Source organism: Pseudokineococcus sp. 1T1Z-3 (assembly GCF_037482365.1).
Lineage (GTDB): Bacteria > Actinomycetota > Actinomycetes > Actinomycetales > Quadrisphaeraceae > Pseudokineococcus.
In genome coordinates this window covers 22,599-47,163 of the sequence record NZ_JBBHZF010000026.1, presented here as the reverse complement: position 1 = coordinate 47,163, position 24,565 = coordinate 22,599, and the positions used below count along the sequence as shown (strand labels likewise).

The 24,565-nt window shown below is 76.2% G+C and carries 20 protein-coding genes and 2 tRNA genes; 6 read left to right on the top strand and 16 right to left on the bottom strand.

What is annotated here, in order from left to right:
• Positions 1–100: 100 nt before the first annotated feature.
• The gene (locus tag WDV86_RS12295; protein WP_339567932.1) at positions 101–463 is read right to left on the bottom strand and encodes a DUF3618 domain-containing protein; all 363 of its coding nucleotides are present in this window, start codon (positions 461–463) and stop codon (positions 101–103) included.
• Positions 464–597: 134 nt separating this feature from the next.
• Between WDV86_RS12295 and bcp the strand changes: the two genes are divergently transcribed.
• A complete protein-coding gene (gene bcp, locus WDV86_RS12290) occupies positions 598–1,110 on the top strand; it encodes a thioredoxin-dependent thiol peroxidase (RefSeq protein WP_339567931.1) in 513 nt (170 codons plus the stop codon).
• A 72-nt stretch (positions 1,111–1,182) separates the two neighbouring features.
• Positions 1,183–1,264 (top strand) — tRNA-Leu (locus tag WDV86_RS12285).
• 55 nt (positions 1,265–1,319) lie between these two features.
• Here the strand turns inward: WDV86_RS12285 and WDV86_RS12280 are convergent.
• From WDV86_RS12280 to clpS, 8 genes are all read right to left on the bottom strand, one after another.
• Positions 1,320–2,018 (bottom strand): fasciclin domain-containing protein, encoded by a 699-nt coding sequence (locus WDV86_RS12280; RefSeq protein ID WP_339567930.1) that lies wholly within the window; start codon positions 2,016–2,018, stop codon positions 1,320–1,322.
• 209 nt (positions 2,019–2,227) lie between these two features.
• Positions 2,228–3,814, bottom strand: a complete 1,587-nt coding sequence (locus WDV86_RS12275) for a molybdopterin-dependent oxidoreductase (protein ID WP_339567929.1) — start codon at positions 3,812–3,814, stop codon at positions 2,228–2,230.
• Positions 3,815–3,876: 62 nt separating this feature from the next.
• A complete protein-coding gene (locus WDV86_RS12270) occupies positions 3,877–4,509 on the bottom strand; it encodes a non-canonical purine NTP pyrophosphatase (RefSeq protein WP_339567928.1) in 633 nt (210 codons plus the stop codon).
• Complete coding sequence (rph, locus tag WDV86_RS12265) at positions 4,506–5,327, bottom strand: ribonuclease PH (RefSeq protein ID WP_339567927.1); 822 nt, start codon at positions 5,325–5,327, stop codon at positions 4,506–4,508. Before rph ends, WDV86_RS12270 begins: the two co-directional genes overlap by 4 nt.
• Before the next feature lie 10 nt (positions 5,328–5,337).
• On the bottom strand, positions 5,338–6,210 hold the full coding sequence (locus WDV86_RS12260; RefSeq protein WP_339567926.1) for an MBL fold metallo-hydrolase: 873 nt from the start codon (positions 6,208–6,210) through the stop codon (positions 5,338–5,340).
• 78 nt (positions 6,211–6,288) lie between these two features.
• The gene (gene murI / locus WDV86_RS12255) at positions 6,289–7,107 is read right to left on the bottom strand and encodes a glutamate racemase (RefSeq protein ID WP_339567925.1); all 819 of its coding nucleotides are present in this window, start codon (positions 7,105–7,107) and stop codon (positions 6,289–6,291) included.
• Positions 7,108–7,215: 108 nt separating this feature from the next.
• On the bottom strand, positions 7,216–7,827 hold the full coding sequence (locus WDV86_RS12250; protein ID WP_339567924.1) for a DUF2017 domain-containing protein: 612 nt from the start codon (positions 7,825–7,827) through the stop codon (positions 7,216–7,218).
• Positions 7,828–7,962: 135 nt separating this feature from the next.
• On the bottom strand, positions 7,963–8,292 hold the full coding sequence (gene clpS, locus WDV86_RS12245) for an ATP-dependent Clp protease adapter ClpS (RefSeq protein ID WP_445263075.1): 330 nt from the start codon (positions 8,290–8,292) through the stop codon (positions 7,963–7,965).
• 103 nt (positions 8,293–8,395) lie between these two features.
• Between clpS and WDV86_RS12240 the strand changes: the two genes are divergently transcribed.
• Positions 8,396–9,670 carry a nicotinate phosphoribosyltransferase gene (locus WDV86_RS12240; protein ID WP_445263074.1) on the top strand — a complete coding sequence of 425 codons (1,275 nt, stop codon included), beginning with the start codon at positions 8,396–8,398 and terminating at the stop codon, positions 9,668–9,670.
• Positions 9,671–9,805: 135 nt separating this feature from the next.
• Entirely contained in the window at positions 9,806–10,453 is a 648-nt protein-coding gene (locus tag WDV86_RS12235; RefSeq protein ID WP_339567921.1) for an isochorismatase family protein, read from the top strand.
• Between the two features lie 31 nt (positions 10,454–10,484).
• Here WDV86_RS12235 and WDV86_RS12230 read toward each other — a convergent pair whose 3' ends face one another.
• The 5 genes from WDV86_RS12230 to WDV86_RS12210 all read right to left on the bottom strand — a co-directional run bounded on the left by WDV86_RS12230 (position 10,485) and on the right by WDV86_RS12210 (position 17,787).
• A complete protein-coding gene (locus WDV86_RS12230) occupies positions 10,485–12,935 on the bottom strand; it encodes a HelD family protein (protein ID WP_339567920.1) in 2,451 nt (816 codons plus the stop codon).
• Between the two features lie 81 nt (positions 12,936–13,016).
• Entirely contained in the window at positions 13,017–14,435 is a 1,419-nt protein-coding gene (gene lysA, locus WDV86_RS12225) for a diaminopimelate decarboxylase (protein ID WP_445263073.1), read from the bottom strand.
• A gap of 8 nt (positions 14,436–14,443) precedes the next feature.
• On the bottom strand, positions 14,444–16,126 hold the full coding sequence (gene argS, locus WDV86_RS12220) for an arginine--tRNA ligase (RefSeq protein ID WP_339567918.1): 1,683 nt from the start codon (positions 16,124–16,126) through the stop codon (positions 14,444–14,446).
• An 82-nt stretch (positions 16,127–16,208) separates the two neighbouring features.
• A tRNA-Arg gene (locus WDV86_RS12215) sits at positions 16,209–16,283 on the bottom strand.
• Positions 16,284–16,335: 52 nt separating this feature from the next.
• On the bottom strand, positions 16,336–17,787 hold the full coding sequence (locus WDV86_RS12210) for a GuaB1 family IMP dehydrogenase-related protein (RefSeq protein ID WP_339567917.1): 1,452 nt from the start codon (positions 17,785–17,787) through the stop codon (positions 16,336–16,338).
• A 136-nt stretch (positions 17,788–17,923) separates the two neighbouring features.
• On the opposite strand from WDV86_RS12210, the gene WDV86_RS12205 reads away from it, so the two are divergent.
• Together WDV86_RS12205 and WDV86_RS12200 are read left to right on the top strand one after the other, a co-directional pair.
• Positions 17,924–22,030 carry a multifunctional oxoglutarate decarboxylase/oxoglutarate dehydrogenase thiamine pyrophosphate-binding subunit/dihydrolipoyllysine-residue succinyltransferase subunit gene (locus WDV86_RS12205; RefSeq protein WP_339567916.1) on the top strand — a complete coding sequence of 1,369 codons (4,107 nt, stop codon included), beginning with the start codon at positions 17,924–17,926 and terminating at the stop codon, positions 22,028–22,030.
• A gap of 206 nt (positions 22,031–22,236) precedes the next feature.
• The gene (locus WDV86_RS12200) at positions 22,237–22,866 is read left to right on the top strand and encodes a GDSL-type esterase/lipase family protein (protein WP_339567915.1); all 630 of its coding nucleotides are present in this window, start codon (positions 22,237–22,239) and stop codon (positions 22,864–22,866) included.
• A gap of 52 nt (positions 22,867–22,918) precedes the next feature.
• On the opposite strand, the gene WDV86_RS12195 is transcribed toward WDV86_RS12200, so the two are convergent.
• Together WDV86_RS12195 and WDV86_RS12190 are read right to left on the bottom strand one after the other, a co-directional pair.
• A complete protein-coding gene (locus WDV86_RS12195; RefSeq protein WP_339567914.1) occupies positions 22,919–23,884 on the bottom strand; it encodes a zinc-binding dehydrogenase in 966 nt (321 codons plus the stop codon).
• Between the two features lie 107 nt (positions 23,885–23,991).
• Entirely contained in the window at positions 23,992–24,360 is a 369-nt protein-coding gene (locus tag WDV86_RS12190) for a hypothetical protein (protein ID WP_339567913.1), read from the bottom strand.
• Positions 24,361–24,565: the final 205 nt, after the last annotated feature.

The window sequence follows — 24,565 nt, the reverse complement described above, 5'->3', positions numbered from 1 at the left end:
CGGGCTGGTCGGCGTCGCTCGTGCTCACGCCCGCGACGCTACACAGCCGGCCGGGGTCCCCCGGACGGGCGCGGTGACGGGCGGCCGGGCTGGCGCCGCCTCAGCCCTGCCCGCGCCGGCGGCCGCGCTCGGCGGCCTTCTCGACCTGGCGGCGGCCGCGACGGCGCTTGCGGGAGCGCCGGGCGAGCGCCAGCACCAGGACGCCCAGCGCCCCGGCCCCGACCGCCGCGATGCGCTCGACGCGCGGCTCACCGGTCTCGGTGAGGACGGCGCCCCGCCCGCGCGCCTTGAGGTCGGCGAGCGTGCGCTGGGCGACGTTCTTGGGGTGCACCTTGTCGACGAGGGCGTCGACGCTGGAGGCGAGCTGGTTCTGCTGGCCGCGGATGAGCTTCTCCAGCTCGGCCGGGTCGGTCGGCAGCGGCGCCGACGGGTCCTGGCTCGCCGGGCTGGTGGCGCTGCTCATGGGTCCTCCTGGGTGTCCGGCTCGACAGGCATCGGTGGCCTGCGCGCTCAGCGGCGGCGACGGTACCGCGGCCCGCTGCACCCAGCAGGTCGGGCAGCGGCAGGGCACCCGTCCTGGTGGCTAGCCTCAGCCCCATGAGCGAGAGCGGCACCCCGGCCCCCACGGCGACCTCCAGCGGACGGCGGCTGGAGGTGGGCGACGTCGCGCCCGCCTTCACCCTGCCGACGGCCGACGGCAGCGAGGTCTCCCTGGCCGACTACCGCGGCCGCTCGGTGGTCGTGTACTTCTACCCCTCGGCGATGACGCCCGGCTGCACCACGCAGGCGACGGACTTCAACGACAGCCTCGACCCGCTGCGGGGCGCAGGCTTCGACGTCGTCGGCGTCTCCCCCGACGTCCCCACCCGGCTGGCCGACTTCGCCGCCCGCGAGAGCCTGGCCTTCCCGCTGGCCTCCGACCCCGAGCACGAGGTGCTCGAGGCCTACGGCGCCTGGGGGGAGAAGAGCACCTACGGGCGCCTGTCGGTCGGCGTCATCCGCTCGACCGTCGTCGTCGGGCCGGACGGGCGGGTCGTCCACGCCGCCTACGGGGTCAAGGCCGCCAACCACGTCCAGCGGCTGCGCCGCACGCTCGGCGTGGAGGACTGAGGGCAGGTCCCGCTCGCGGCCGTCTGCGCCCGTCGCGGCCTACGCTGCCCCCGCCGGCCCCTGCGCCGGCACGCGGACGTGGTGGAACTGGCAGACACGCGAGGTTTAGGTCCTCGTGCCCTCGGGTGTGCGGGTTCGAGTCCCGCCGTCCGCACGCGCGAAGGGGCGCCGTCCGCGGACAGCGCCCCTTCGTCGTGGAGAGGTGTCGGTCAGCTGTCGGCCGGCGGCATGAGCACGGCGTCGATGAGGTACACCGTCGCGTTGGCCGTCTGGACCCCGCCGCAGATGACGGACGCGGGGTTGTCGGAGTCGGCGTTGACCATGATGTCGTCGCCCGTGCCGCTCACCGTGACGGTCCCGCCCTCGAGGGTGTCGTAGTCACCCTCGGGCGTCGTGGAGTCCACCGTGGTCGTGGCGACGTGGTAGGTGAGCACCTGGGTCAGGGTCTCGGCGCCCTCGGGGGAGGCCAGCAGGTCGAGCGTCTCCTGGTCCAGCGCCGCGAAGGCGTCGTCGACCGGGGCGAAGACGGTGATGCCCTCGGCGCCGTTGAGGTCGTCGACCAGGTTGACGTCGGGGTTGAGCTCGCCGGAGACGGCGGCGGTCAGCGTGGTCAGCAGCGGGTTGTTGCTCGCCGCCGTCGCCACCGGGTCCTGCGCCATGCCCTCGACCGAGCCGTCGCCCTCGGGGACCTGGGCGGCGTAGTCCGCGCAGCCGGGCCCGACGAGGGCCGCGTCCTCCATGGTCATGTCGTCGGTCATCTCGTCCGACGGCGTCGCCATGGGCGACTCCTCGGTCGTGCCCGGGGTGGCGTCCGGGGTGCCGCCCGTCGGGTCGTCGCTCCCGCACGCCGACAGCGAGAGGGCGAAGGCGGCGGCGCCGGCCGTGACGAGGATCCTGCTGCGCTTCATGGTCTGTCTCCTCCAAGGAGGTCGGTGTGGGGCCTGCTCTGGCCCCGGGGCGCTGTCGTGGGGTCTTCGGTCCGTGCGGCCTGGTCGGATTGCCCTGCGGCGGATCGTGATCCGCTCGTGACGCGACAGGCGACACGTCGTGCCCCCGCCAGACACGGTGCGGGAGAAAGGGCTGCACTGCACGTCAGGACGCCGCCGGGCAGGCTCGGTCAGGCCTGCGTGACGCCTGTCACCGTGATCGAGTGCCACCCGGTGGCACCGTCCGGGATGGGGTCGACACGCTCCTGCGGCTGGGTCGCACCGGTCGTGTCGGTGGCCCGGACGGTGAGCGAGTGGGAGCCCTCGGCGAGGTCGTAGTCGAAGCGCCACTGCACCCACGTCTGGTCGTTGTAGACGGCGGCCAGCTCGGCCTCCTGCCACTCGCCGTCGTCGACGCGGACCTCGACGCGCTCGACGCCACGCCCCTGCGCCCACGCGGTGCCGGCGGCGACCGCAGGCCCGACCGGCTGGCGGGAGAGCGGGCTCGGCACCTCGACCCGGCTGGCCGTCTTGATCGGGGCGCGCTCGGCCCAGCCCCGGTCGGTCCAGTAGGCCGTGCGCTGGTCGTAGCGCGTCACCTCGAGGTCCACGACCCACTTGGTGGCCGACACGAAGCCGTAGAGACCCGGGACGACCATGCGCACGGGGAAGCCGTGCTCGGTCGGCAGCGGCTCCCCGTTCATCTGCACGGCGAGGATGGCGTCGACGTCGTCGTCGGTGAGCGCCTCGATCGGGGTGGACGCCGTCCACCCGTCGACGCTCGTGGACAGCACCATGTCGGCGTCGGCGGTGGGTCGGGCGCGCGCGAGCAGGTCCCGGATCGGCAGCCCGACCCAGCGGGCGTTGCTGGCGAGGTCGCCGCCGACCTGGTTGGACACGCACGTGAGGGTGATCCAGGTCTCCAGCAGCTCGCCGGAGGTGAGCTCGGCGAGGTCGACGACCACCTCCTCCTCGACCATGCCGTGGATGCGCAGCGTCCAGGTGGCGGGGTCCACCTGGGGGACCGTGAGAGCGGTGTCGATGCGGTAGAAGTCCGGGTTCGGGGTCTGCCAGGGGACGACGCCGTCGACGGCGACGTCGACGCCCTCGGGGACGGGCGGGGCGCTCGTGGCCGGCGGGGGCACGCTGAGGGCCTCCCGCGCCGCGCTCACGCCGCGGCTGGCGGCGCCGAGCGCCCGCCCGCCGACGAAGCCGAGCGCGGCCACGGCTCCGGTGAGGCCCGCGGCGGTGAGGAAGCCTCGGCGCGAGGCGCCCTCGTCGGCGCGCCCGTGCCGCGGCGGCAGCCGGTCCAGCAGCAGGTGCAGCGCGGCCAGGCCCGCGGCGGCACCGACGAGGCTGGGCAGGACGGCGAGCGTCGCGGCGTCCGGGCGGACGGCCGCGGCGACCGCGCCGACGCCCCCGAGGACGATGACGACGGCGTCGCCGAAGGGGCGGCGCACCCGCCCGAGCACCCCGGCGACGGCGGCGACCACGGCGAGGACCAGCCCGATGCCGACGAGCAGGGCGACCTTGTCGTTCGTCCCGAAGGTCTCGATCGCGAAGTCCTTGAGCCACGCCGGCGTCAGGTCGATGAAGGTGTCCCCGACGGCGATGACCGGAGCGGACCGGGGCGCCACGACCGCCGCGACGACCTGCGCCACCCCGAGGGTCAGCGCAGCGGCGAGGACTCCCGCGAGGGCGGCGAGCGCGGCGTCCGAGCGTCGGGGGCCCTGCCCCGTCGACCGGGCCTCGGGCTGCGGCGGAGCGGTGGTGGTCATACCCCATGTTCGCTCCCGGCGGCCCCCTGGATGCCCACCCGGACGGCGGTCCCCCAGACGGCTCAGCGCAGCAGGTCGGGCAGCTCCTGCGCGAGCGCACCGAAGGCCCGTGCGCGGTGGGAGATCGCGCCCTTCTCGACCGCGCTCATCTGGCCGAACGTCCGGCGTCCTCCGACGGGCCGGAAGACGGGGTCGTAGCCGAAGCCGCCCTCCCCCAGCGCCTCCCGCGCGAGGGACCCGTCGAGGCGGCCGGTGCGGACCTCCTCCGCCCCCCCGGGCAGGACGAGCGCCGCGGCGCAGACGAAGGCTGCGCCGCGCTCGTCGTCGGGCACGTCGGCCAGCTGCGCGAGCAGGAGCTCGAGGTTCGCCCGGTCGTCCCCGTGCCGCCCGCACCAGCGGGCGCTGAAGATGCCCGGTGCCCCGCCGAGGACGTCGACGGCGAGGCCGGAGTCGTCGGCGAGTGCCGGCAGGCCCGTCGTGGCCGCGGCGGCCCGGGCCTTGAGCAGGGCGTTGGCGGCGAAGGTCGTGCCGCTCTCGACGACGTCGGGCGTCGCCCGGAGGTCGGGGTGGTCGAGCGGCAGCAGCCGCAGCCCGAGCCGGTCCACGGGCTCGGCCGAGCGCAGCAGCGCCTCGATCTCCTGCGCCTTGTGCGCGTTGCGGGTGGCGAGGACGGCGCGGACGCCGGGCTCGCTCACGCGCCGGCGGGCAGGTCGGCGAGCGTCACGGGCGCGCCGGGGGCGGCGTCGAGGGCCGCACGCTGCAGCCGGGCCAGGTCGGCGCAGCCGCCGAGGGCCAGGTCGAGCAGCGCGTCGAGCTCGCCACGCGTGAAGGGCTCGCCCTCCGCGGTGCCCTGGACCTCGACGAGGCGCCCGTCGCCCGTGGCGACGACGTTGAGGTCGGTGCCCGCGGCGGAGTCCTCGACGTAGTCGAGGTCGAGCACGGGCCGACCGTCGCTGAGGCCGACGCTGACGGCGCAGACGCTGCCGCGCAGCGGGTCGCGCCGCACGAGACCTTCACCGCGGGCCCAGGCCACGGCCTCGGCGAGCGCCGTCCACGCCCCCGTCACCGCGGCGGTGCGGGTGCCGCCGTCGGCCTGCAGGACGTCGCAGTCCAGGACGAGGGTGTTCTCCCCCAGCGCCTTCGTGTCGACGACCGCGCGCAGCGACCGGCCGACGAGCCGGGAGATCTCGTGGGTGCGGCCACCGACCTTGCCGCGCACCGACTCCCGGTCGCTGCGCGAGCTGGTGGCGCGCGGGAGCATGGCGTACTCGGCCGTCACCCACCCCTGCCCGGAGCCCTTGCGCCAGCGGGGCACGCCCTCGGTGAGCGAGGCCGTGCACAGCACCCGGGTGCGGCCGAACTCCACGAGCACGCTGCCCTCGCCCGCCTGCTGCCAGCGGCGGGTCAGGCGGACCTCGCGCAGCGCGTCGGGCGTCCGGCCGTCGTGGCGGGGGCGGTCGGCGCCTGCCGGGTCAACCCGCGTCGTCGGGGCAGGGCTCGCGGTGCTCGTCATGCCCGGGACCCTACGGCGACGAGCCGACCGGCCCGACGCCCCGGGACGCCTCCGCCGCGACGGGCTCGACGTCGACGACGAGCCCCGGGCGGGCGAGCGAGACAGGCCCCTCGTACCCGGCCGAGGCGGCGTCCGCGAGGACGACGAGAGGGTCGTTCCACGGGGGCAGGTGCGTCAGCAGCAGGCGGCCGACCTGGGCCTCGCGGGCGGTCTCGGCGGCGCGGCGGCCCGTCAGGTGGACACCGCGCGTGGTGTCGCGGCCCTCCTGGAAGGCGGCCTCGGCGAGCAGCACGTCAGCGCCCCGGGCGAGGTCGACGAGCTCGGGGCAGGAGTCGGTGTCGCCGGTGTAGACGAGCACGGCGCCGTCGCCCGTGTCGGTGACGCGGATCGCGTACGCCTCGACCGGGTGCCGGACCCTGGCCACCTCGACCAGCAGGGGCCCGAGCCGGACGACGTCGCCGACCGTCCACGGCCGGACGTCGAAGGTGTCGAGCGGCTGCGCGTCCTCGCCGGCGCCGAAGGCGGCCGCGAGGTGCCCGGCGGTGCCCCCCGGGCCGTGGACGGGCAGGCGGCGCTCTCCCCCGGGCCGCCCGGGGCGGGGGTCGTAGGTGAGGGCGACGTGCAGGCCGCAGGCGTCGAGGCAGTGGTCGGGGTGCAGGTGGGAGAGCAGGACGGCGTCGAGGACGCCGGGGTCGACCACCGCGTGCAGCGGCCCGAGGGCCCCGCTGCCGAGGTCGAGCAGCAGCCGCCACGTCCTGGCGCCGCCCTCCGGCGCACCGGCGACTGCCTCGGCGGCGCCGCCCTGGGCCTCCAGGAGGTAGCAGGACGCCGGCCCGGTGGGCCCGGGCAGCGACCCCGAGCACCCGACCACGGTCAGGCGCACAACAGCTCCTCCGCCCTGCCGGTCCGGGCTGCCGTGCCGGCCCAGGCCCCCGTGGCCGCGCTCACCGGAGCACCGCCCTCAGCGCCCGGCCACGGCCTCGAGGAGCCCGGCGCTCTCGGCCAGCGCCACCTCCGGGCCCAGGAACCGGCGTCCCAGCTCGGTGAAGGCCTCGGGGTCGCCGGTCGTGAGGAAGCGGTGGTGCGGCGGTGGGCTGCCCGGGGGCCGCTCCAGACCTGCTTCGACGAGGGTGCGGTAGACCTCCTGCGCCGTCTCCTCCGCGCTGCTGACGAGGCTGACGCCGGGGCCCATGACGAGGGACAGCACGCCCGTGAGGAGGGGGTAGTGGGTGCAGCCGAGCACGAGCGCGTCCACCTGCGCCTCCTGCAGGGGCGCCAGGGCCCGACGGGCCTCGGCGATGAGCTCGGGGCCGGTCGTCACGCCGGCCTCGACGAACTCCACGAAACGGGGGACGGCGCGCGTGGTGACCTGCAGCAGCGGCGCAGCCGCGAACGCGTCCTCGTAGGCCCGCGACGTCGCGGTGGCCTGCGTGCAGATGACGCCGACGCGCCCCGTGCGCGTCGTCGCGGACGCCCGGCGCACGGCCGGGCGGATCACCTCGACGACGGGCACGCGGTAGCGCTCGCGCGCGTCGTGCAGGACGGCGGCGCTCGCGCTGTTGCAGGCGATGACCAGCATCTTGACGCCGCGCTCGACCATCTCGTCGAGGCACTCCAGCGCGTACGCGCGGACCTCGGCGATGGGCCTGGGGCCGTAGGGCTGGCGCGCGGTGTCGCCGACGTAGAGGACGGGCTCGTCCGGCAGCTGGTCGAGCACGGCGCGGGCCACCGTGAGGCCCCCGAACCCGGAGTCGAAGATGCCGATCGGGTCGTCCGCCACCGGCGCAGCCTAGGCCAGGGGCGTCCGGCGGGCGCGGGCCGCGCGGGGCGACGTCGGTCACGTCGCCGTCCCCCGCCGGCACCCGCCGGTCGTCCTCCGGTGGGGGCGTCAGCGGCGGGGCCGGCCCCCTCCGGCCGGCAGGTCGCCCAGGAGCACGTCGGCGAGACCCTCCTGGAGCCAGGTGAGGAAGTCGTAGAGGGCGGCGTCCCACGACGAGGGGTCCTGCGGGTCGGCCTCGGCGGCCCGCTGGGAGACCTGCGCGGCGTCCTCGTCGGTCTCGACCCCGAGGCGCTGGGCGAGCACGAGCCGCACGTCGGTGAGCGCGGTGACCCACGCGCGGGCCTCGTCGTCGTCCAGCAGGAGGGGGCTCGGACGACGCAGCGTGGCGGCAGCCTGCTCCAGGGCCGCGCGCTTGCGGGCAGCCAGGCCCTCCTGGGCGAAGCGGCGGAAGTCGGCGGCGGCCTCGTCGTCGTCGCGGCTCGCGGGGGGCAGCAGCCGCGCGAGGGCCGGGTCCTGCGGCGCCGTCGCCGCCGGTCCGTCCAGCTGACGGGCCAGGGCGGCCAGCGGGTCGTCGTCCTCGCCGGCGCCCGCCGACGCCTCGGCCTCCTGCGAGCGCAGCATCGTCGCCACCTGGTCCAGCAGGCCTGCGAGCAGCTCGACCTCGGGGGGGTCGAAGCCGGCGGTGATGCCGCGGCGGGTGCGCCGGAAGCGGCGGGCCATGGGGCTCCTCGGTCTCGGCCGGCGGTGGGGCGGGCGGCTGGGGTTGGGGCTGGGGCGGGCGGCGGGGGTTGGGGCTGGGGCGGGCGGCTGGGGTCGGGGCTGGGGCTGGCGGCTGGGGACGTAGGTGGGGCGCCGTCAGCTGTCGTGGGAGAACGTCGCCCACAACCCGAAGCCGTGCATGGCCTCGACGTCGCGCTCCATCTCCTCCAGCGACCCGGAGGAGACGACGGCACGGCCGACCTCGTGGACGTCGTGCATCAGCTTCTCGGCCTTGGTGCGGGAGTAGCCGAAGTAGCTCTGGAAGACGTAGGTCACGTAGGACATGAGGTTGACCGGGTCGTTCCACACGATGGTCACCCACGGCTTCTCGGTGGCCAGGCCCTCGCTCGCGGCGGGCGCCTCCGCCTCGGCCGGGGCCGCCGTGAGGAGCCACCGCGGCGGGGGCGGCGGGACGCGGGTCCTCACCGCCGGCCTTGCGCTCACCCGACCACTGTAGGTGCGCAGCCGGCCTGGCTAGGGTCGTCGGGTGGCGACCGCAGCGCTGCTCACCGACCGCTACGAGCTGACGATGCTCCAGGCCGCGCTGGCCGACGGCACCGCCGGGCGGCGCTGCGTCTTCGAGGTGTTCGCGCGGCGGCTGCCGCCGGGCCGCCGGTACGGCGTCGTGGCCGGCACCGGGCGGCTGCTGGAGCTGCTGCCCGCGCTGACCTTCGACGAGGCGGCGCTGGGCTGGCTGGACGCCGAGGGCGTGGTCGACGAGGCGACGCTCGCGCACCTCGCCGGGTGGCGCTTCAGCGGCGACGTCGACGGCTACGCCGAGGGCGAGACCTACCTGCCGGGCTCGCCGCTGCTGACCGTGCGGGGCACCTTCGCCGACGCCGTCCTCCTGGAGACGCTCGTGCTCTCCGTGCTCAACCACGACAGCGCCGTCGCCGCGGCCGCCTCGCGGATGACGGCGGCCGCCGGCGAGCGGCCGTGCCTGGAGATGGGCTCGCGGCGCACGCACGAGGAGGCCGCCGTCGCCGCCGCCCGGGCCGCCGTCGTCGCCGGCTTCGCCGGCACCTCCAACCTTGAGGCGGGCCGCCGGTACGGGCTCGCGACGATCGGGACGTCGGCGCACGCCTTCACGCTGCTGCACGACGACGAGGAGTCGGCCTTCGCCGGCCAGGTCGCCGCCCAGGGCACCGGGACGACGCTGCTCGTCGACACCTACGACGTCGCGGCCGGGGTCGAGCGCGCCGTCGCCGCGGCCGGACCGGGCCTGGGGGCGGTACGGCTGGACTCCGGCGACCTCGGCGAGCTGGCGCACCAGGTGCGCCGCCAGCTCGACGCCCTGGGGGCGAGGTCGACGCGCGTCACGGTGACGAGCGACCTCGACGAGCACGCCGTCGCGGCGCTCGCCTCGGCGCCGGTCGACGGCTACGGCGTCGGCACCAGCCTCGTCGTCGGCAGCGGGGCCCCGACCGCCGGTCTCGTCTACAAGATGGTGGCGCGCGAGGACGCCGACGGGTGCCTGCGCGGCGTCGCGAAGGCCAGCTCCGGCAAGGCGGGCGTGGCCGGGGCCAAGCGGGCCTGGCGGGAGGTGACGTCGGGCACGGCGAGCGCCGAGGTGCTCGTCGTCGAGGACGCCGACGGCCACGCCGAGGAGGCGCCCGGCGCCCGGCCGCTGCAGGTGCCGCTCGTGCGCGGCGGCGAGGTCGTCGACGCCCGGACGACGGGCGCCGAGGGGGTGCGGCGGGCGGCCGAGCGCCATGCGGCCTCCCGGGCGGAGCTGCCCGCGGCGGCGCGACGGCTCTCGCACGGTGAGCCGTGCCTGCCGACCCGGGTGCTCGGCGCCGGCTGAGACCGTCCTCCTGCGTCGACGGGGAGGGTGTGGTGCGGTGGTGGCCCGACCCGCACCAGCACCTCCCCCTCGGCGCAGGACGAGGAGGAGGCGCGGGACACGGGCCTTGGTCGTGACGGTCGACGGGAGTGGCTCATGGGCACAGGGACGGACGGCGCCCAGGCGCCGACGGGCGCGGGCACCGGCGTAGGCCCCGGGACGGACCCGTCGGCGGTACCCGCCGCGGTACGGGCGCTCGTCGTCGTCGACGTGCAGAACGACTTCTGCGAGGGCGGCGCGCTCGGCGTCGACGGCGGCACGGCGGTCGCGGGAGCCGTGACCCGGTTCATCCGGGAGCACGCCGACGACTACGCGGCCGTCGTCGCGACGCAGGACTGGCACGTCGACCCGGGCGGGCACTTCAGCGACACCCCCGACTTCGTCCGCAGCTGGCCCGTGCACTGCGTCGCGGGCAGCGAGGGCGCCCAGGCGCACCCCGACCTGGACCTCTCCCTGGCGCAGGAGGTCTTCCGCAAGGGCCAGTACGACGACGGGTACTCCGGCTTCGAGGGCGCGGCCGAGGGCGGCGCCGACCTCGCGGGCTGGTTGCGCGAGCGCGCCGTCACCCGGCTCGACGTGGTCGGCCTGGCGACCGACCACTGCGTGCGCGCCACGGCCCTGTCCGCGGCGGCCGAGGGCTTCGAGACCCGCGTCCTGCTGGACCTCGTCGCCGGCGTCTCCCCCGAGACGACCGACGCCGCCCTCGCCGACCTGCGCGCCGCGGGGGTCGAGCTGGTCGGCTGAGGTGCGCCGGCGGCTCTGGACCGCCCGCGCGTCAGCGCCCTCCCGTGGTAGCGCCGGTGAGGTCCTCGACCCCACGCCCCGGCCGACTCCCGCGGATCGCGTCCGCGACCGCCGGGTCCAGCCCCGGGGGCGCCAGCACGTGCAGCCGCTGGGTCGGGCGGGTCATGGCGACGTAGAGGTCGTGGGCGCCCGCCCGGGGGTCCTCGGCGTCCGGCCCGCCGAGCACCCCGGCCGGGTCCAGCAGCACGACGCCGTCGAACTCCAGACCCTTGGCGTCGGCGACCGTCATGACCGCCACCGGGCTGTCCAGGGCACCCGGCCCGCTCGTCACCCGCAGCGGGCCACCGGGCCCGGGCAGCGAGCTCCCCAGCGCCGCGACGGCCCCCGCCAGCCGCTCCGGCGGCACGAGCACCGCCAGGCGCCCGCCGGCGACCCGCGCCGCCTCGTCGGCCACGACCTCGCGGAGCACCTGGTCGCGCTCGGCGGCGTCGCCAGGGACGGTCGTGAGCACGGGCGGCCCCTCGCCCTCGCGGACCGACGTCGGCGTCCGCCCCGGCGCCCCGGTGACGGCGAGGACCGCTGCGGCGGCGTCCATCACCTGCCGCGGCGTCCGGTAGTTCACCGTCAGCTCCGCCAGCCGCCAGCGGCCCTCGACGAAGGGGTCGAGCACCTCCTCCCACGTCGAGGCACCTGCGGCCGAGCGGGTCTGGGCCAGGTCGCCGACGACGGTCATCGAGCGCGTCGGGCAGCGCCGCACGAGCAGGCGCCACATCATCGACGAGAGCTCCTGCGCCTCGTCGACGACGACGTGCCCGAAGACCCACGTGCGGTCCCCCGCCGCCCGTTCCGCCACCGTGAGGGCCGGCCCGCCGACGTCGCTCTGGCGCGCCGCGAGGTCCTCCGCCGACGCCGTGAAGCCCTCGACGGAGGTCTCCCCCGCCCCGGAGGACAGGACGTCGCGCGCCACCGACAGCGCCTCCTCGCGGCGCCGGTCGGCCTCACGCGCAGCGCTGGCCGCAGCCCCGCTCTCGTCGTCGCCGAGCACCTCCGCGGCCTCGTCGAGCAGCGGCACGTCGTCGACCGTCCACGGCGCCTCGACGCCGCGCACCAGGAGTGCCTGCTCGGCCGGGGAGAAGACGCCGTCGGCCGCCTCCGCGAGCCGGTGCGGACGGGTCAGCAGGTCCCCGAGCAGCTTCTGCGGCGACAGGGGCATCCACGCGAGGTTGAGCGCCCGCCGCACGTCCCGCGCGCCGCGCAGGTCCGCGACGACGGCCGGCCGGTCCTCGGGCTCCAGCCGGTTGCCCTGGGCGCGCGCCACGAGGTCGGCCAGGTGCAGCAGGAGGTCGCGCACGAACCCGGTGCGGGCCTCGTTGTGCGGCTCCCCCGAGGCCCGCGCGCGCTCGACCGCCCGCGCGACCGCCCGCGGGGTCAGCGTGACGGTCGTCCCCTCGACGTCGAGCCGCTGCGCCCGCGCCGGCACCCGCTCGCGTGCCGCGACGGCGCGGCGCAGCACCTCCAGCCACCGGTCGTCGCCCTTGAGCCGTGCCACCGCCGGCCGGTCGGAGGCTCGCGCGTCGACGCCGGGGAAGAGCTGGCCCGCCGTCGAGGTGAGGACGCCGTTCTCCCCCAGCGACGGCAGCACCTGCTCGATGTAGCGCAGGAAGACCGGGCTCGGTCCGACGACGAGGACCCCGCTGCGCGCCAGCCGCTCCCGGTGGGCGTAGAGCAGGAAGGCCGCCCGGTGCAGCGCCACGGCCGTCTTGCCCGTGCCCGGTCCGCCCTGGACGACGAGGACGCCGTCGGCGGGCGAGCGGATGACGGCGTCCTGCTCGGCCTGGATGGTCGCCACGATGTCGCCCATGCGCCCCGTGCGCTGGGCACCCAGCGCGCTCATCAGCGCACCCTCGCCGCCCAGCGCCTCCAGCCCGAGCGCCTCGAGCCCCTCGGCGTCGAGGACGTCGTCCTCCAGGCCCGTCACCGCGCGCCCGCGCAGCGACAGGTGCCGGCGCCGGACGACGCCGGACGGCCGGGCGGCCGTGGCCTGGTAGAAGGGCTCGGACGCCGGCGCCCGCCAGTCCACGAGCAGCCGCTGCTGCGTCTCGTCGGCCAGCCCGAGGCGCCCGACGTAGCGCGTCTCACCGCCGCCCAGGTCCAGGCGCCCGAAGACGAGCCGGTCCTCGACCGCGTCCAGCTGGGCCAGGCGGCTCTCGTGCAGCGCCGCGAAGGAGTCGCGCTCGGAGCGGTTCTGGTGCGTGCCCGTCGTCTCCGAGCGCCGCACCGCCGTCAGCTCCTGCGCGGTCCGGCGCCGCAGGTCGTCCAGCCGCGCGTACCGGCGGCCGACGGCGTCCTGCTCGACGCCGTTCTCCCGCTCGCGCGCGGTCTCGCCCGCCGCGTCGGACGTGCCAGCGTCGGGCGTGCCCGCGGGGGGCTGGCGGTCGCGAGGCTGCTGGTCAGGAGGCGGGCTGCTGGCGGCAGCGGTCACGGGCGGGCAGAGCTCCTCGTCGGTCACGGGTGCGGCGGTCTGCAGGCGGCGGCGGGTGGTCGGCGCTGCCTGCCGGGCTCCTCAGCCCACGTCCAGGGCGAGCAGGTCCTCCTCGGTCTCCCGGCGCACGAGCACCCGGGAGCTGCCCCCGCAGACCGCGACGACGGGCGGGCGGGGCACGTGGTTGTACTGGCTGGCCAGGCTCCGGCAGTAGGCGCCCGTGCCGGGCACGGCGACGAGGTCCCCGGCCCCGACGTCACCGGCCATGAACTCGTCGAGGACGACGATGTCGCCGCTCTCGCAGTGCTTGCCGACGACACGGGTGAGCACGGGCGCGGCCGCCGACCGGCGTGAGGCCAGCGTCGCGGAGTAGTCCGCGCCGTACAGCGCCGTCCGCACGTTGTCGCTCATGCCGCCGTCGACGGCCAGGTAGCGCCGCGCGCCCCCGCCGTCGAGCACGACGTCCTTCGTCGTCCCCGCCGTGTAGAGCGTGAAGGTGCTCGGCCCGACGACGGCCCGGCCCGGCTCCACCGAGACCCGCGGCACGGCGATGCCCTCGGCCTCGCACGCCGCCGCGACGACCCTCGCGATGCCCTGCGCGAGCTCCCGCGGCGGCCGCGGGGTGTGCTGGGTCGTGTACGCGATGCCGAAGCCGCCGCCGAGGTCCACCTCGGGCAGGACGACGCCGTGCTCGCGCTGGACCTGCGCGTGCAGCCGCAGCAGCCGGCGGGCGGCGACCTCGAAGCCCTCGACGTCGAAGATCTGCGACCCGATGTGGGAGTGCAGACCCCGCAGCTCCAGCTCGGGCCGGGCCAGGACCGCGGCGGCCGCGCGGGCCGCCTCGCCCCCGGCCAGCGGGACGCCGAACTTCTGGTCCTCGTGGGCCGTCGCGATGTAGGAGTGCGTGTGCGCCTCGACGCCGACGGTCACGCGCAGCAGCACGGGGGCTCGCACCCCGAGCCGGCGCGCGACGTCGGCGACCCGGTCGACCTCCTGCCGGGAGTCGACGACGAGCCGCCCGACGCCCGCCGCGAGCGCCCGCTCGACCTCGGCGTCGGACTTGTTGTTGCCGTGCAGCGCCATCCGCGCGGGGTCGGTGCCCGCGCGCAGGCCGACGGCGAGCTCGCCGCCGGTGCACGTCTCCAGCAGCATCCCCTCCTCGCGCACCCAGCGGGCCACCGCGGTGCAGAGGAAGGCCTTGCCGGCGTAGTAGACGTCGGCACCGCCGCAGAGGTCGGCGAAGGCCTCGTCGAAGGCCTGCACCCACTCCCGGGCCCGGGCCCGCAGGTCCTCCTCGTCGACGACGTAGGCCGGCGTGCCGTGCTCGGCCGCCAACGCGCTCACGCTCACCCCGCCGACGACGAGGGCGCCGTCCTCGCCGCGGTGCACCGTGCGCGCCCACAGCGGCCGGACCAGCTCGTCGACGTCGTCCGGCACGGCGAGCCAGCCCGGCCCGCCGTACCCGTCGGCGTGCAGCGAGCCGGCCTCGTGGGCGCGCAGCGTGGGGCTCACATCCGCTCCGGCGCGCTGACCCCGACCAGGCCGAGCCCCGCGGCGAGCACGGTGCGCACGGCCTCGGCGAGCCAGAGCCGGGTGCGGTGGACGTCGGTGACCTCCTCCTCGCCCAGCGGGGCGACCCGGCACTCGTCGTACCACTTGTGGAAGGCCCCGGCGAGCACCTCCAGGTGCCGCGCGACCCGGTGCGGCTCGCGCAGCTCCGCCGCCTGCTCCAGCACCCGCGGGTACTCCCCCAGCGCCGCCAGCACGGCCTGCTCGGTGGGGTGGGTCAGCAGCGCCGGGTCGAAGCCGTCCTCGCGCCGCACCCCGGCGGCGCCGGCGTTGCGCGCGACGCCGGAGCAGCGGGCGTGCGCGTACTGCACGTAGAAGACGGGGTTCTCGTTCGTCCGCCGGGTGAGGACGTCGAGGTCGACGTCGATGGTCGAGTCGACCGAGCTGCGGCTGAGGGAGTACCGCGCGGCGTCGACGCCGACGGCCTCGACGAGGTCCTGCAGCGTCACGACGGTCCCGTTGCGCTTGCTCATCCGGACCGGCTCGCCGTCGCGCACGAGGTTGACCATCTGGCCGATGAGCACCTCGACGACGGCCGGGTCGTCCCCGAAGGCGGCCGCGGCGGCCTTGAGGCGGCTGATGTACCCGTGGTGGTCAGCCCCGAGCATGTAGATGCAGAGGTCCGCACCGCGGGAGCGCTTGTCCCGCAGGTAGGCCAGGTCGCCGGCGACGTACGCGGGCTGACCGTCGGACTTGATGACGACGCGGTCCTTGTCGTCGCCGTGGTCGGTGGTGCGCAGCCACCACGCCCCGTCGGCCTCGTAGAGGCTGCCGGAGGCCTTGAGGTGCGCCACGGCCGCGTCGACGGCGCCCGAGGCGTGCAGCGAGTCCTCGTGGAACCAGACGTCGAAGTCGACGCCGAAGTCGTGCAGGTCGCGCTTGACCTCCTCGAACATCAGCGCCACGCCCTCGTGCCGGAAGACCTCCTGGGCCTCCGGCTCGGGCAGCGCGAGGAGGTCCTCGCCGCGCGCGGACGCCGCCGCCAGCACCTGCGCGGCGATCTCGCCGACGTAGTCCCCGCCGTAGCCGTCCTCCGGCGCCGGGCGCCCGTGGGCGCGGGCCAGCAGCGAGCGGGCGAAGCGGTCGATCTGGGCGCCGTGGTCGTTGAAGTAGTACTCGCGCACCACGTCAGCCCCCGTGGCGGCGAGGACGCGAGCCAGGGCGTCGCCGACAGCCCCCCAGCGAGCACCACCGAGGTGCACCGGGCCCGTGGGGTTGGCCGAGATGAACTCGAGGTTGATGCAGTTCCCCGCGCGCCGGGTGCTCGTGCCGTAGGTCGCTCCTGCCTCCACGACGGTCCGCGCCAGCTCGCCGGCGGCCGAGGCCGACAGGACGACGTTGAGGAAGCCCGGCCCGGCGACGTCGACCGACGCGACGCCGTCGACGTCCCCGAGCCGCGCGGCGAGCGCACCGGCCAGGTCCCGCGGCGCGACCCCGCCCTTCTTGGCCAGCTGCAGGGCGACGTTGGTGGCCCAGTCCCCGTGCTCCCGGCTGCGCGGGCGCTCGACCCGCACCTGCGCGGGCACCTGCTCGGCCGTGAGGCTGCCAACGGCCGGCTCGCGCTCGCGCACGGCCTCGAGCAGGCACGTGCGGACGGCGTCGGAGAGCTCGGTGGGGGTCACGACGCCCGAGTCTAGGAGGGCCACGGAGCGCCCGAGGATGGGCCGCGGGCGCCTCCCCGGCGCCTGCGACGAGATCAGGCGATGGTGCCCCCGGCAGGATTCGAACCTGCGCCCCCGCCTCCGGAGGGCGGTGCTCTATCCCCTGAGCTACGGGGGCTCGGGACGGCGCGAGACTACCGCACCCGGCCCGCCGCCCGCCCCGGCCGCCGTCACCACCCCGCGGGGAGCGGGCGGCCCTCCTCGTACCCCGAGGGCGACTGGACGCCCACGACGGCACGCTCGTGCAGCTCGGGCAGCGTGCGCGCCCCGGCGTAGGTGCAGGCGCTGCGGACGCCGGAGGTGATGGCGTCGAGCAGGTCCTCCACCCCCGGCCGGGCCGGGTCCAGGAGCATCCGCGAGCTGGAGATTCCCTCCTCGTACAGGGCCTTGCGCGCCCGGCCGAGCGCCGACTCCTCCCGGGTGCGGTGGGCGACGGCGCGCGAGGACGCCATGCCGAAGCTCTCCTTGTAACTGCGCCCGCGCTCGTCGACCAGCAGGTCCCCCGGGCTCTCGTGCGTGCCCGCGAACCAGGAGCCGACCATGACCGAGGAGGCGCCGGCGGCCAGCGCGAGGGCCACGTCGCGCGGGTGGCGCACCCCGCCGTCGGCCCACACCGACGCGCCGAGCCCGCGGGCCACCGCGGCGCACTCCAGGACGGCGGAGAACTGCGGGCGCCCGACGCCCGTCATCATCCGCGTCGTGCACATCGCCCCGGGCCCGACGCCGACCTTGACGACGTCGGCACCCGCCTCGACGAGGTCGCGGACGCCGTCGCCCGTGACGACGTTGCCGGCGACGACGGGCACGCCTGGGCCGAGCGCCCGCACCAGCCGCAGCGCGTCGAGCATCTTCTCCTGGTGGCCGTGGGCGGTGTCGACGACGAGGGCGTCGGCACCGGCCGCCAGCAAGGCCTTGGCGCTGCCCTCGACGTCGCCGTTGACCCCGATCGCCGCGCCCACGCGCAGGTGACCGGCGTCGTCGACGGCCGGCTGGTAGAGCGCGGAGCGGATGCACCCCCGCCGTGTCATCGCGCCCACGAGCACGCCGTCGCGGACCACCGGCGCGAAGGAGCGGCGCGCGGCGTCGAGCTGCCCGAAGGCCCGGTCGAGGCCGCCCGGCGCCTCCACCTCGGCGGCCTGCAGCGTCAGCGGCTCGCGCGACATCACCTGCTCCAGGGAGGTGAAGCGGTCCACGCCCTCGCAGTCCGCCGCGGTGACGACGCCCACGGGCCGCCGGCGGTCGTCGACGACGACGAGCGCGCCGTGGGCGCGCTTGGGCAGCAGGTGCAGCGCGTCGACGACCCGCCCCGACGGCGCAGCGACGATCGGCGTCTCCAGCACGGTGCCGCGCGCCTTCACCCAGGCGACCACGTCGGCGACGACCTCGAGCGGCACGTCCTGCGGGATGACGGCCAGGCCGCCCCGCCGCGCCACGGTCTCGGCCATCCGCCGCCCCGAGACCGCCGTCATGTTGGCGACGACGACGGGGACGGTCGTGCCCACGCCGTCGTCGGTGGTGAGGTCGACCTCGGTCCGAGAGGCGACCGCCGACCGTCCCGGGAGGAGGAAGACGTCGTTGTACGTGAGGTCGTGGGCGGGGCCGGAGCCGTCGAGGAAGCGCACGGATCGCCAGGGTAGGCCTGCGCGGGCCGCCGTCGGCGCCGACGACGAGCCTGGGCCGCCCGCGGACCTCAGGACTAGGCTTGAGCACGCCAGCGCCGGCGGGCGCACCCGAGCCGTGGAAGAGGGCGATCCCCCCGTGTCCCAGCAGGAGACCACCAGCGCACCCGAGAGCGCGGCCGGGGGCGAGGGCCCCTCCGGCTTCGGCCCGAACGCCTGGCTCGTCGACGAGCTGCACGAGCGCTACCTGGAGGACAAGGACTCCGTCGACCCGGCCTGGTGGGACTTCTTCGAGGACTACACCCCGGGAGAGACGGGCGAGGACGGGACGGCGGGGCCGGACGAGGCCGCGCAGCAGACCCAGCCCCAGGCCGCGCCCACGAACGGGAGCCCGACGAGGGACGCGAGCCCGAGGGGCCAGGGCAGCGGGAGCAACGGCACGAGCCCCAGGGCGGCCTCGGACGGGTCCGCCCGCACCACGTCGTCGACGTCCGCCACGTCCTCGGCCCCCGCCGCGTCCTCTGCCCCCGCCGGATCCTCTGCCCCCGCCGCGAGCGCGGCCCCGGCCACGGGGTCCACCTCGGCGGGCTCCTCGGGCGGGTCCACGGCCTCCCCCGCCCCCACCGCGGCGCAGACGGCCACGGGCGCCGACGCCCCTTCCCCGGCCCCGGCGACGCCGGGCGCCTCCGCCGGCGAGCCGAGCTCGGAGCCCGGCACGTCGGCCCCGGGCTCCGGGGCCGCCACCGCGCCGCGCCGCGCCGACGCCGCCGGCCGCAGGCTCCCCGGGGAGAAGCCCGACCGCCCCGGCCCCTCCGACCGCTCCGGCACGTCGGGCTCCTCCGCCGCCCCCGGGACGGCGCAGGAGCGCCAGGACGAGACGACCCGCCTGCGCGGCCCGGCCGCGCGCGTCGTCACGAACATGGAGGCCAGCCTCGAGGTCCCCACCGCCACGAGCGTGCGGGCGGTGCCGGCCAAGGCGCTCATCGACAACCGCATCGTCATCAACTCCAACCTCTCCCGGGCCCGCGGCGGCAAGGTCTCCTTCACCCACCTCATCGGGTACGCCCTCGTCGAGGCCCTCGCCGAGATGCCGTCGATGAACGCCGCCTACGCCCTCCAGGACGGCAAGCCCGCCGTCACGCAGCCCGCGCACGTCGGGCTCGGCATCGCCATCGACCTGCCGAAGGACGACGGCACCCGCCAGCTCATGGTCCCGGCGATCACGCCGGCGGAGGCGATGGACTTCGCCCAGTTCTGGGCCGCCTACGAGGACGTCGTCAAGCGGGCCCGGCAGGGCAAGCTCGGCGTGGCGGACTTCTCCGGCGTGACGATGACGCTCACCAACCCCGGCACCATCGGCACCGTCCACTCGGTGCCGCGGCTCGTGAAGGGCCAGGGCGCCATCATCGGCGTCGGCGCGATGGACTACCCGGCCGAGTACCAGGGGGCCTCCGAGGAGGCCATCGCCCGGATCGGCGTCAGCAAGGTCATGACGCTGACCTCGACGTACGACCACCGGATCATCCAGGGCGCCCAGTCCGGGGAGTTCCTGCGCGTCGTCCACCAGAAGCTCCTCGGGCTCGACGGCTTCTACGACCGGGTCTTCTCCGCGCTGCACATCCCGTACGAGCCGGTGCGCTGGGTGCAGGACATCAACGTCCGCGAGCAGCTCGACGTGAGCCGCGTCAGCCGGGTCGTCGAGCTCATCCACGCCTACCGCGTCCGCGGCCACCTCATGGCCGACACCGACCCGCTGGAGTACCGCCAGCGCCGGCACCCCGACCTCGACGTGCAGACCCACGGCCTGACGCTGTGGGACCTGGACCGGGAGTTCCCCACGGGCGGCTTCGGCGACGGGCGCCCCCAGAAGCTGCGCCACATCCTCGGGACCCTGCGTGACTCCTACTGCCGCACCACGGGCATCGAGTACATGCACATCCAGGACCCCGAGCAGCGGCAGTGGATCCAGGACCACGTCGAGAAGCCCTACACCAAGCCCGACCGCGACGAGCAGCTGCGGATCCTCGGCCGGCTGAACGCGGCCGAGGCCTTCGAGACGTTCCTGCAGACGAAGTTCGTCGGGCAGAAGCGGTTCAGCCTGGAGGGCGGCGAGTCCGTCATCCCGCTGCTCGACGCGCTGCTGTCCGAGGCCGCCGAGGCCGAGCTCGACGAGGTCTGCGTCGGCATGGCCCACCGCGGCCGCCTCAACGTGCTCACCAACATCGCCGGCAAGAGCTACGGCCAGGTGTTCCGCGAGTTCGAGGGCAGCGCCGTCCCCGGCAGCGTCCAGGGCTCCGGCGACGTCAAGTACCACCTCGGCACCGAGGGCCGCTTCACGGCCGCGACGGGCGCCTCGACGAAGGTCTACCTGGCGGCCAACCCCTCCCACCTGGAGGCGGTCAACCCCGTCCTGGAGGGCATCGCCCGCGCCAAGCAGGACCGCATCGACCTCGGCGGGCGGGACTTCACGGTGCTGCCCGTGCTGGTCCACGGCGACGCCGCCTTCGCCGGCCAGGGCGTCGTGGCCGAGACGCTCAACCTCTCCCAGCTGCGCGGCTACCGCACCGGCGGCACCGTGCACGTCGTCATCAACAACCAGGTGGGCTTCACGACGGCGCCCGCGAGCTCACGCTCGTCGTACTACTCCACCGACGTCGGCCGGATGATCCAGGCGCCGATCCTGCACGTGAACGGCGACGACCCCGAGGCCTGCGTGCGCGCGGCCCGCCTCGCCTTCGCCTTCCGGGAGACGTTCGAGAAGGACGTCGTCATCGACATGGTGTGCTACCGGCGGCGTGGCCACAACGAGGGGGACGACCCCTCGATGACGCAGCCCCTCATGACCGCGCTCATCCAGGGCAAGCGCAGCGTCCGCAAGCTGTACACCGAGGCCCTCATCGGCCGCGGCGACATCACGGTCGACGAGGCCGAGCAGGCCCTGCGCGACTACCAGGGCAAGCTGGAGGAGGCCTTCGCCGAGACGAAGGAGACCCCGGCCGAGGGCGGCAGCCGCGACGACGACGGCGCCGACGTCCCCGGCGGCCTGGAGCGCCCGGCGGCCCAGCAGGACGACGAGGTCGTCGAGACCGGCCCGACAGGGGTCCCCGCGGCCGTCCTGGAGCGCATCGGCTCGGCGCACACGCACCCGCCGGAGGGCTTCGCGGTCCACCCCAAGCTGCAGGCCCTGCTGGACAAGCGGGAGCAGATGTCCCGTGAGGGCGGCATCGACTGGGGCTTCGGCGAGCTGCTCGCCTTCGGCTCGCTGCTCATGGAGGGCGTCCCCGTGCGCCTGGCCGGGCAGGACTCGCGCCGTGGCACCTTCGTCCAGCGCCACGCCGTCCTGCACGACCGGCAGACCGGGCGGGAGTGGACGCCGCTGTCCTCGCTGAGCACCGACCAGGCCCGCTTCTGGGTCTACGACTCGCTGCTCTCGGAATTCGCGGCGATGGGCTTCGAGTACGGGTACTCCGTCGAGCGGCCCGACGCGCTCGTGCTGTGGGAGGCCCAGTTCGGCGACTTCGCCAACGGCGCGCAGTCCGTCGTCGACGAGTTCATCTCCTGCTCGGAGCAGAAGTGGGGCCAGCGCTCGTCGGTCGTGCTGCTGCTCCCGCACGGCCACGAGGGCCAGGGACCGGACCACTCCTCCGGACGCATCGAGCGGTACCTGCAGATGTGCGCCCAGGAGAACATGACGGTGGCGGTGCCCTCGACGCCCGCGTCCTACTTCCACCTGCTGCGGCGGCAGGCGTACGCGCGGCCGCGTCGGCCGCTCGTGGTCTTCACGCCGAAGTCGATGCTGCGGCTCAAGGCGGCCGCCAGCCCGGTGGAGGCCTTCACCGAGGGGGCCTTCGAGCCGGTCGTCGGCGACGCCCGCCTGCTCGGGCCGGCGGACCAGGTCGACCGGGTCCTGCTGTGCACCGGCAAGGTCTCGTGGGACCTCGAGGCGGCGCGGGCCAAGCGGGAGGACACGCGGACGGCGGTCGTACGCGTCGAGCAGCTGCACCCGGTGGACGTCGCGGGCTACCAGCGGGCGCTGGAGCCGTTCTCCGACGCCGAGCTGGTTTGGGTGCAGGAGGAGCCGGCCAACCAGGGCGCGTGGCCCTTCGTCGCCCTCGAGGTGGCGCCGCGGCTGGGCCGCAGCATCCGCCCGGTGACGCGCCCGGCCTCGGCGGCCCCGGCCACCGGCTCCAGCCGCAAGCACGCCGCCGAGCAGGCCGACCTCGTGGAGCGCGCCTTCGCCCGGTGACGTCCGGCCCGGGTGACGTCCGGCCCGGTGACGCCCGAGCCGGTGACGTCCAGCCTGGTGGCGTCCGGCCCTGGAGGGCCGGTCCCGTGAGGTGAGGTCGCGCGCCGCTCGGGGTCGCCCTCGGGGGCACTAGCCTGCCCGCCCGGGCCCTCTCGCCACAGCAGGCCCGACCGGCACCCAGCGGCACGAGCAGACAGCGAGGACGCGTGAGCACCAGCAGCACCGAGCAGCCCGACGCCTACCCCGGACGGCGCATCTGCGTCCTCGGGGACGCCTTCGTCGCCGGTGTCGGCGACCCGCGGGCGCTGGGCTGGACGGGACGCGTGGCCGCCCGCACCCCCGAGGACGACGGGCCGTCGACGGTCTTCCCGCTCGGGGTGCCGGACGAGGGGACGGCCGGGCTGCTGGACCGTTGGGTCGCCGAGACCTCCCGCCGGTTCGCGCCCGGGGCCGACAACCGGCTCGTCGTGGCCCTGGGGGGTTCGGACCTCGACGCCGGGCTCACGCTGGCGCGCAGCCGCCTCAACGTCGCCAACGTCCTCGACGAGGCGGCCTCCCGCGGGCTGCCCGTCCTCGTCGTCGGCCCGGCGCCGGGGCTCGACCACGACCGCAACGACGACCTGGCCGAGCTCGCCGACGCCTTCGCCGACGTCTGCGCCCGGCGCGCCGTCCGGTACGTCGACTGCTTCGACCCGCTCGTCCAGCACGAGCAGTGGCACGCCGACCTCGCCGCCGGCGACGGCGTCCACCCGGGCCAGGCCGGCTACGGCCTCATGGCCTGGCTGGTGCTCCACGGCGGCTGGCGGCCCTGGCTGGGGCTCCCGGACGAGGGCTGAGCGGCGGCGAGGGCTGAGGGGTCCCGCTCGCCCGAGGCGGCCCGGGCTGCGCTCAGGGCCTCAGCACGACCTTGCCGAAGAGCTCGCCGGCCGCCATCGCCGCGAAGCCCTCCGCGGCACGCCCCAGCGGCAGCTCGCGGTCGACGACGGGCCGGACGCCGGTTGCGACGAGCAGGTCGAGCAGCCGCACCAGCTCCTCGCGGGTGCCCATCGTCGAGCCGACGACGCGCAGGCCGCGGAAGAAGAGCCGCTGCAGGTCGGCGCCGGGGGCCGGGCCCGACGTGGCGCCGGAGACGACGACCGTGCCGCCCGGGCGCAGCGCCCGCAGCGAGTGCGCCCAGGTGGCCTCCCCCACGGTCTCCATGACGGCGTCGACCTGCTGCGGCAGCCGCTCGCCGCTCGCGAAGGCCGCGTGCGCCCCGAGCGCCAGCGCCTGCTGCCGCTTCTCCTCGCTGCGGCTCGTGACCCAGACCCGGTACCCCGTGGCGCGGGCGAGGGCGACGAGCGCCGTCGACACCCCGCCGCCGGCGCCCTGCACGAGCACGGTCGACCCGGGCGCGGCCCCGGACTGGACGAGCAGCATCCGGTAGGCGGTCAGCCACGCCGTCGGCAGGCACGCCGCGTGCGCCGCGCTGACCTCCGGCGGTCGGGGCACGACGTTGCGCGCGGGGACGACGACCTCGGCGGCGAGCGTGCCGTCGTGGCGCTCCGAGAGCAGCGAGCGTCGAGGGTCGAGGGTGTCGTCGCCGCTCCAGCCGGGCGAGGTCACGACGGCGTGCACGAGGACGTCGCGGCCCTCCTCGTCGACGCCTGCGCCGTCGCAGCCGAGCGTCATGGGCAACCGCTCGTCGGGCAGGCCGACGCCGCGAAGGCTCCACAGGTCGTGGTGGTTGAGCGACGCCGCCTCCACGCGCACCCGCACCCATCCCTGCGGCGGCTCGGGCGCAGGCCGCTCCCCCACCTGCAGGGCCGAGAGCGGGTCGTCGGCTGACGTCTGCGTCACGAAGGCGGCGAGCACGTCGGCACGCTAGCCGCCGCCGACCGGCCTCGTGCCGCTGCGCACGACGGTCGACGCGCCGGGCGACCGGAGCACCGGCGCCGCAGGACGTGCAGCGCCCGGTCGGCTCAGACGTCCTCGCCGCGGGCAGCGGCGAGGTCGACGGCCGCGACGTCGAGGGCGGACTCCGCCTCCCGCGCGGCGGCGACGGCGGCGTCCCAGGTGTCGCTGCGGGCGGCGGCGCGCTGGGCGGCGGAGACGGCCCCGGCGAGCGGCGCGGTGTCCGCTGCCGGCGGCCGACGGGCTCTGGAGCGCAGCACCCGCGCGAGGGCCGTCGCCTCCGAGGCGACGTGGTGCAACGGGTCTGGCCCAGCCCCCGCCTCGCGCCGGGAGACGTCAGCGAGGTGCTCGGCCGCCTCCTGCATCCCGTCCCGGGCGGCGGCGAGCGCCGCCTCCTGGGCGGAGACGTCCTCCCGGTCAGGGCGTCCGCTGCTCATGGCTCCTCCTGCTGCGCTCTCGTCGCTCGGTCGTCCGGGCCGGTCCGCGGGCACGGCGCCAGCCCAGGCGCCATCGTGCCCGGCGCCGGGGCCACGCCGACGGGGCACCGCCCGGCTGTGGACGGAGACGCCCCGGGGATGGGCGTGTGGACGACGCGTGAAGTCTCGCCGACGCCTGCGTGCCCGGCGCCGTCGCGGCCGTCTC

What these genes read in the sequence shown, in the direction of transcription:
- WDV86_RS12280 (WP_339567930.1), bottom strand. Translation starts at nt 2,018, where the DNA reads ATGAAGCGCAGCAGGATCCTCGTCACGGCCGGCGCCGCCGCCTTCGCC.
- bcp (WP_339567931.1), top strand. Translation starts at nt 598, where the DNA reads ATGAGCGAGAGCGGCACCCCGGCCCCCACGGCGACCTCCAGCGGACGG.
- WDV86_RS12235 (WP_339567921.1), top strand. Translation starts at nt 9,806, where the DNA reads ATGGGCACAGGGACGGACGGCGCCCAGGCGCCGACGGGCGCGGGCACC.
- WDV86_RS12275 (WP_339567929.1), bottom strand. Translation starts at nt 3,814, where the DNA reads ATGACCACCACCGCTCCGCCGCAGCCCGAGGCCCGGTCGACGGGGCAG.
- WDV86_RS12250 (WP_339567924.1), bottom strand. Translation starts at nt 7,827, where the DNA reads ATGGCCCGCCGCTTCCGGCGCACCCGCCGCGGCATCACCGCCGGCTTC.
- rph (WP_339567927.1), bottom strand. Translation starts at nt 5,327, where the DNA reads ATGACGAGCACCGCGAGCCCTGCCCCGACGACGCGGGTTGACCCGGCA.
- WDV86_RS12295 (WP_339567932.1), bottom strand. Translation starts at nt 463, where the DNA reads ATGAGCAGCGCCACCAGCCCGGCGAGCCAGGACCCGTCGGCGCCGCTG.
- WDV86_RS12240 (WP_445263074.1), top strand. Translation starts at nt 8,396, where the DNA reads ATGCTCCAGGCCGCGCTGGCCGACGGCACCGCCGGGCGGCGCTGCGTC.
- WDV86_RS12190 (WP_339567913.1), bottom strand. Translation starts at nt 24,360, where the DNA reads ATGAGCAGCGGACGCCCTGACCGGGAGGACGTCTCCGCCCAGGAGGCG.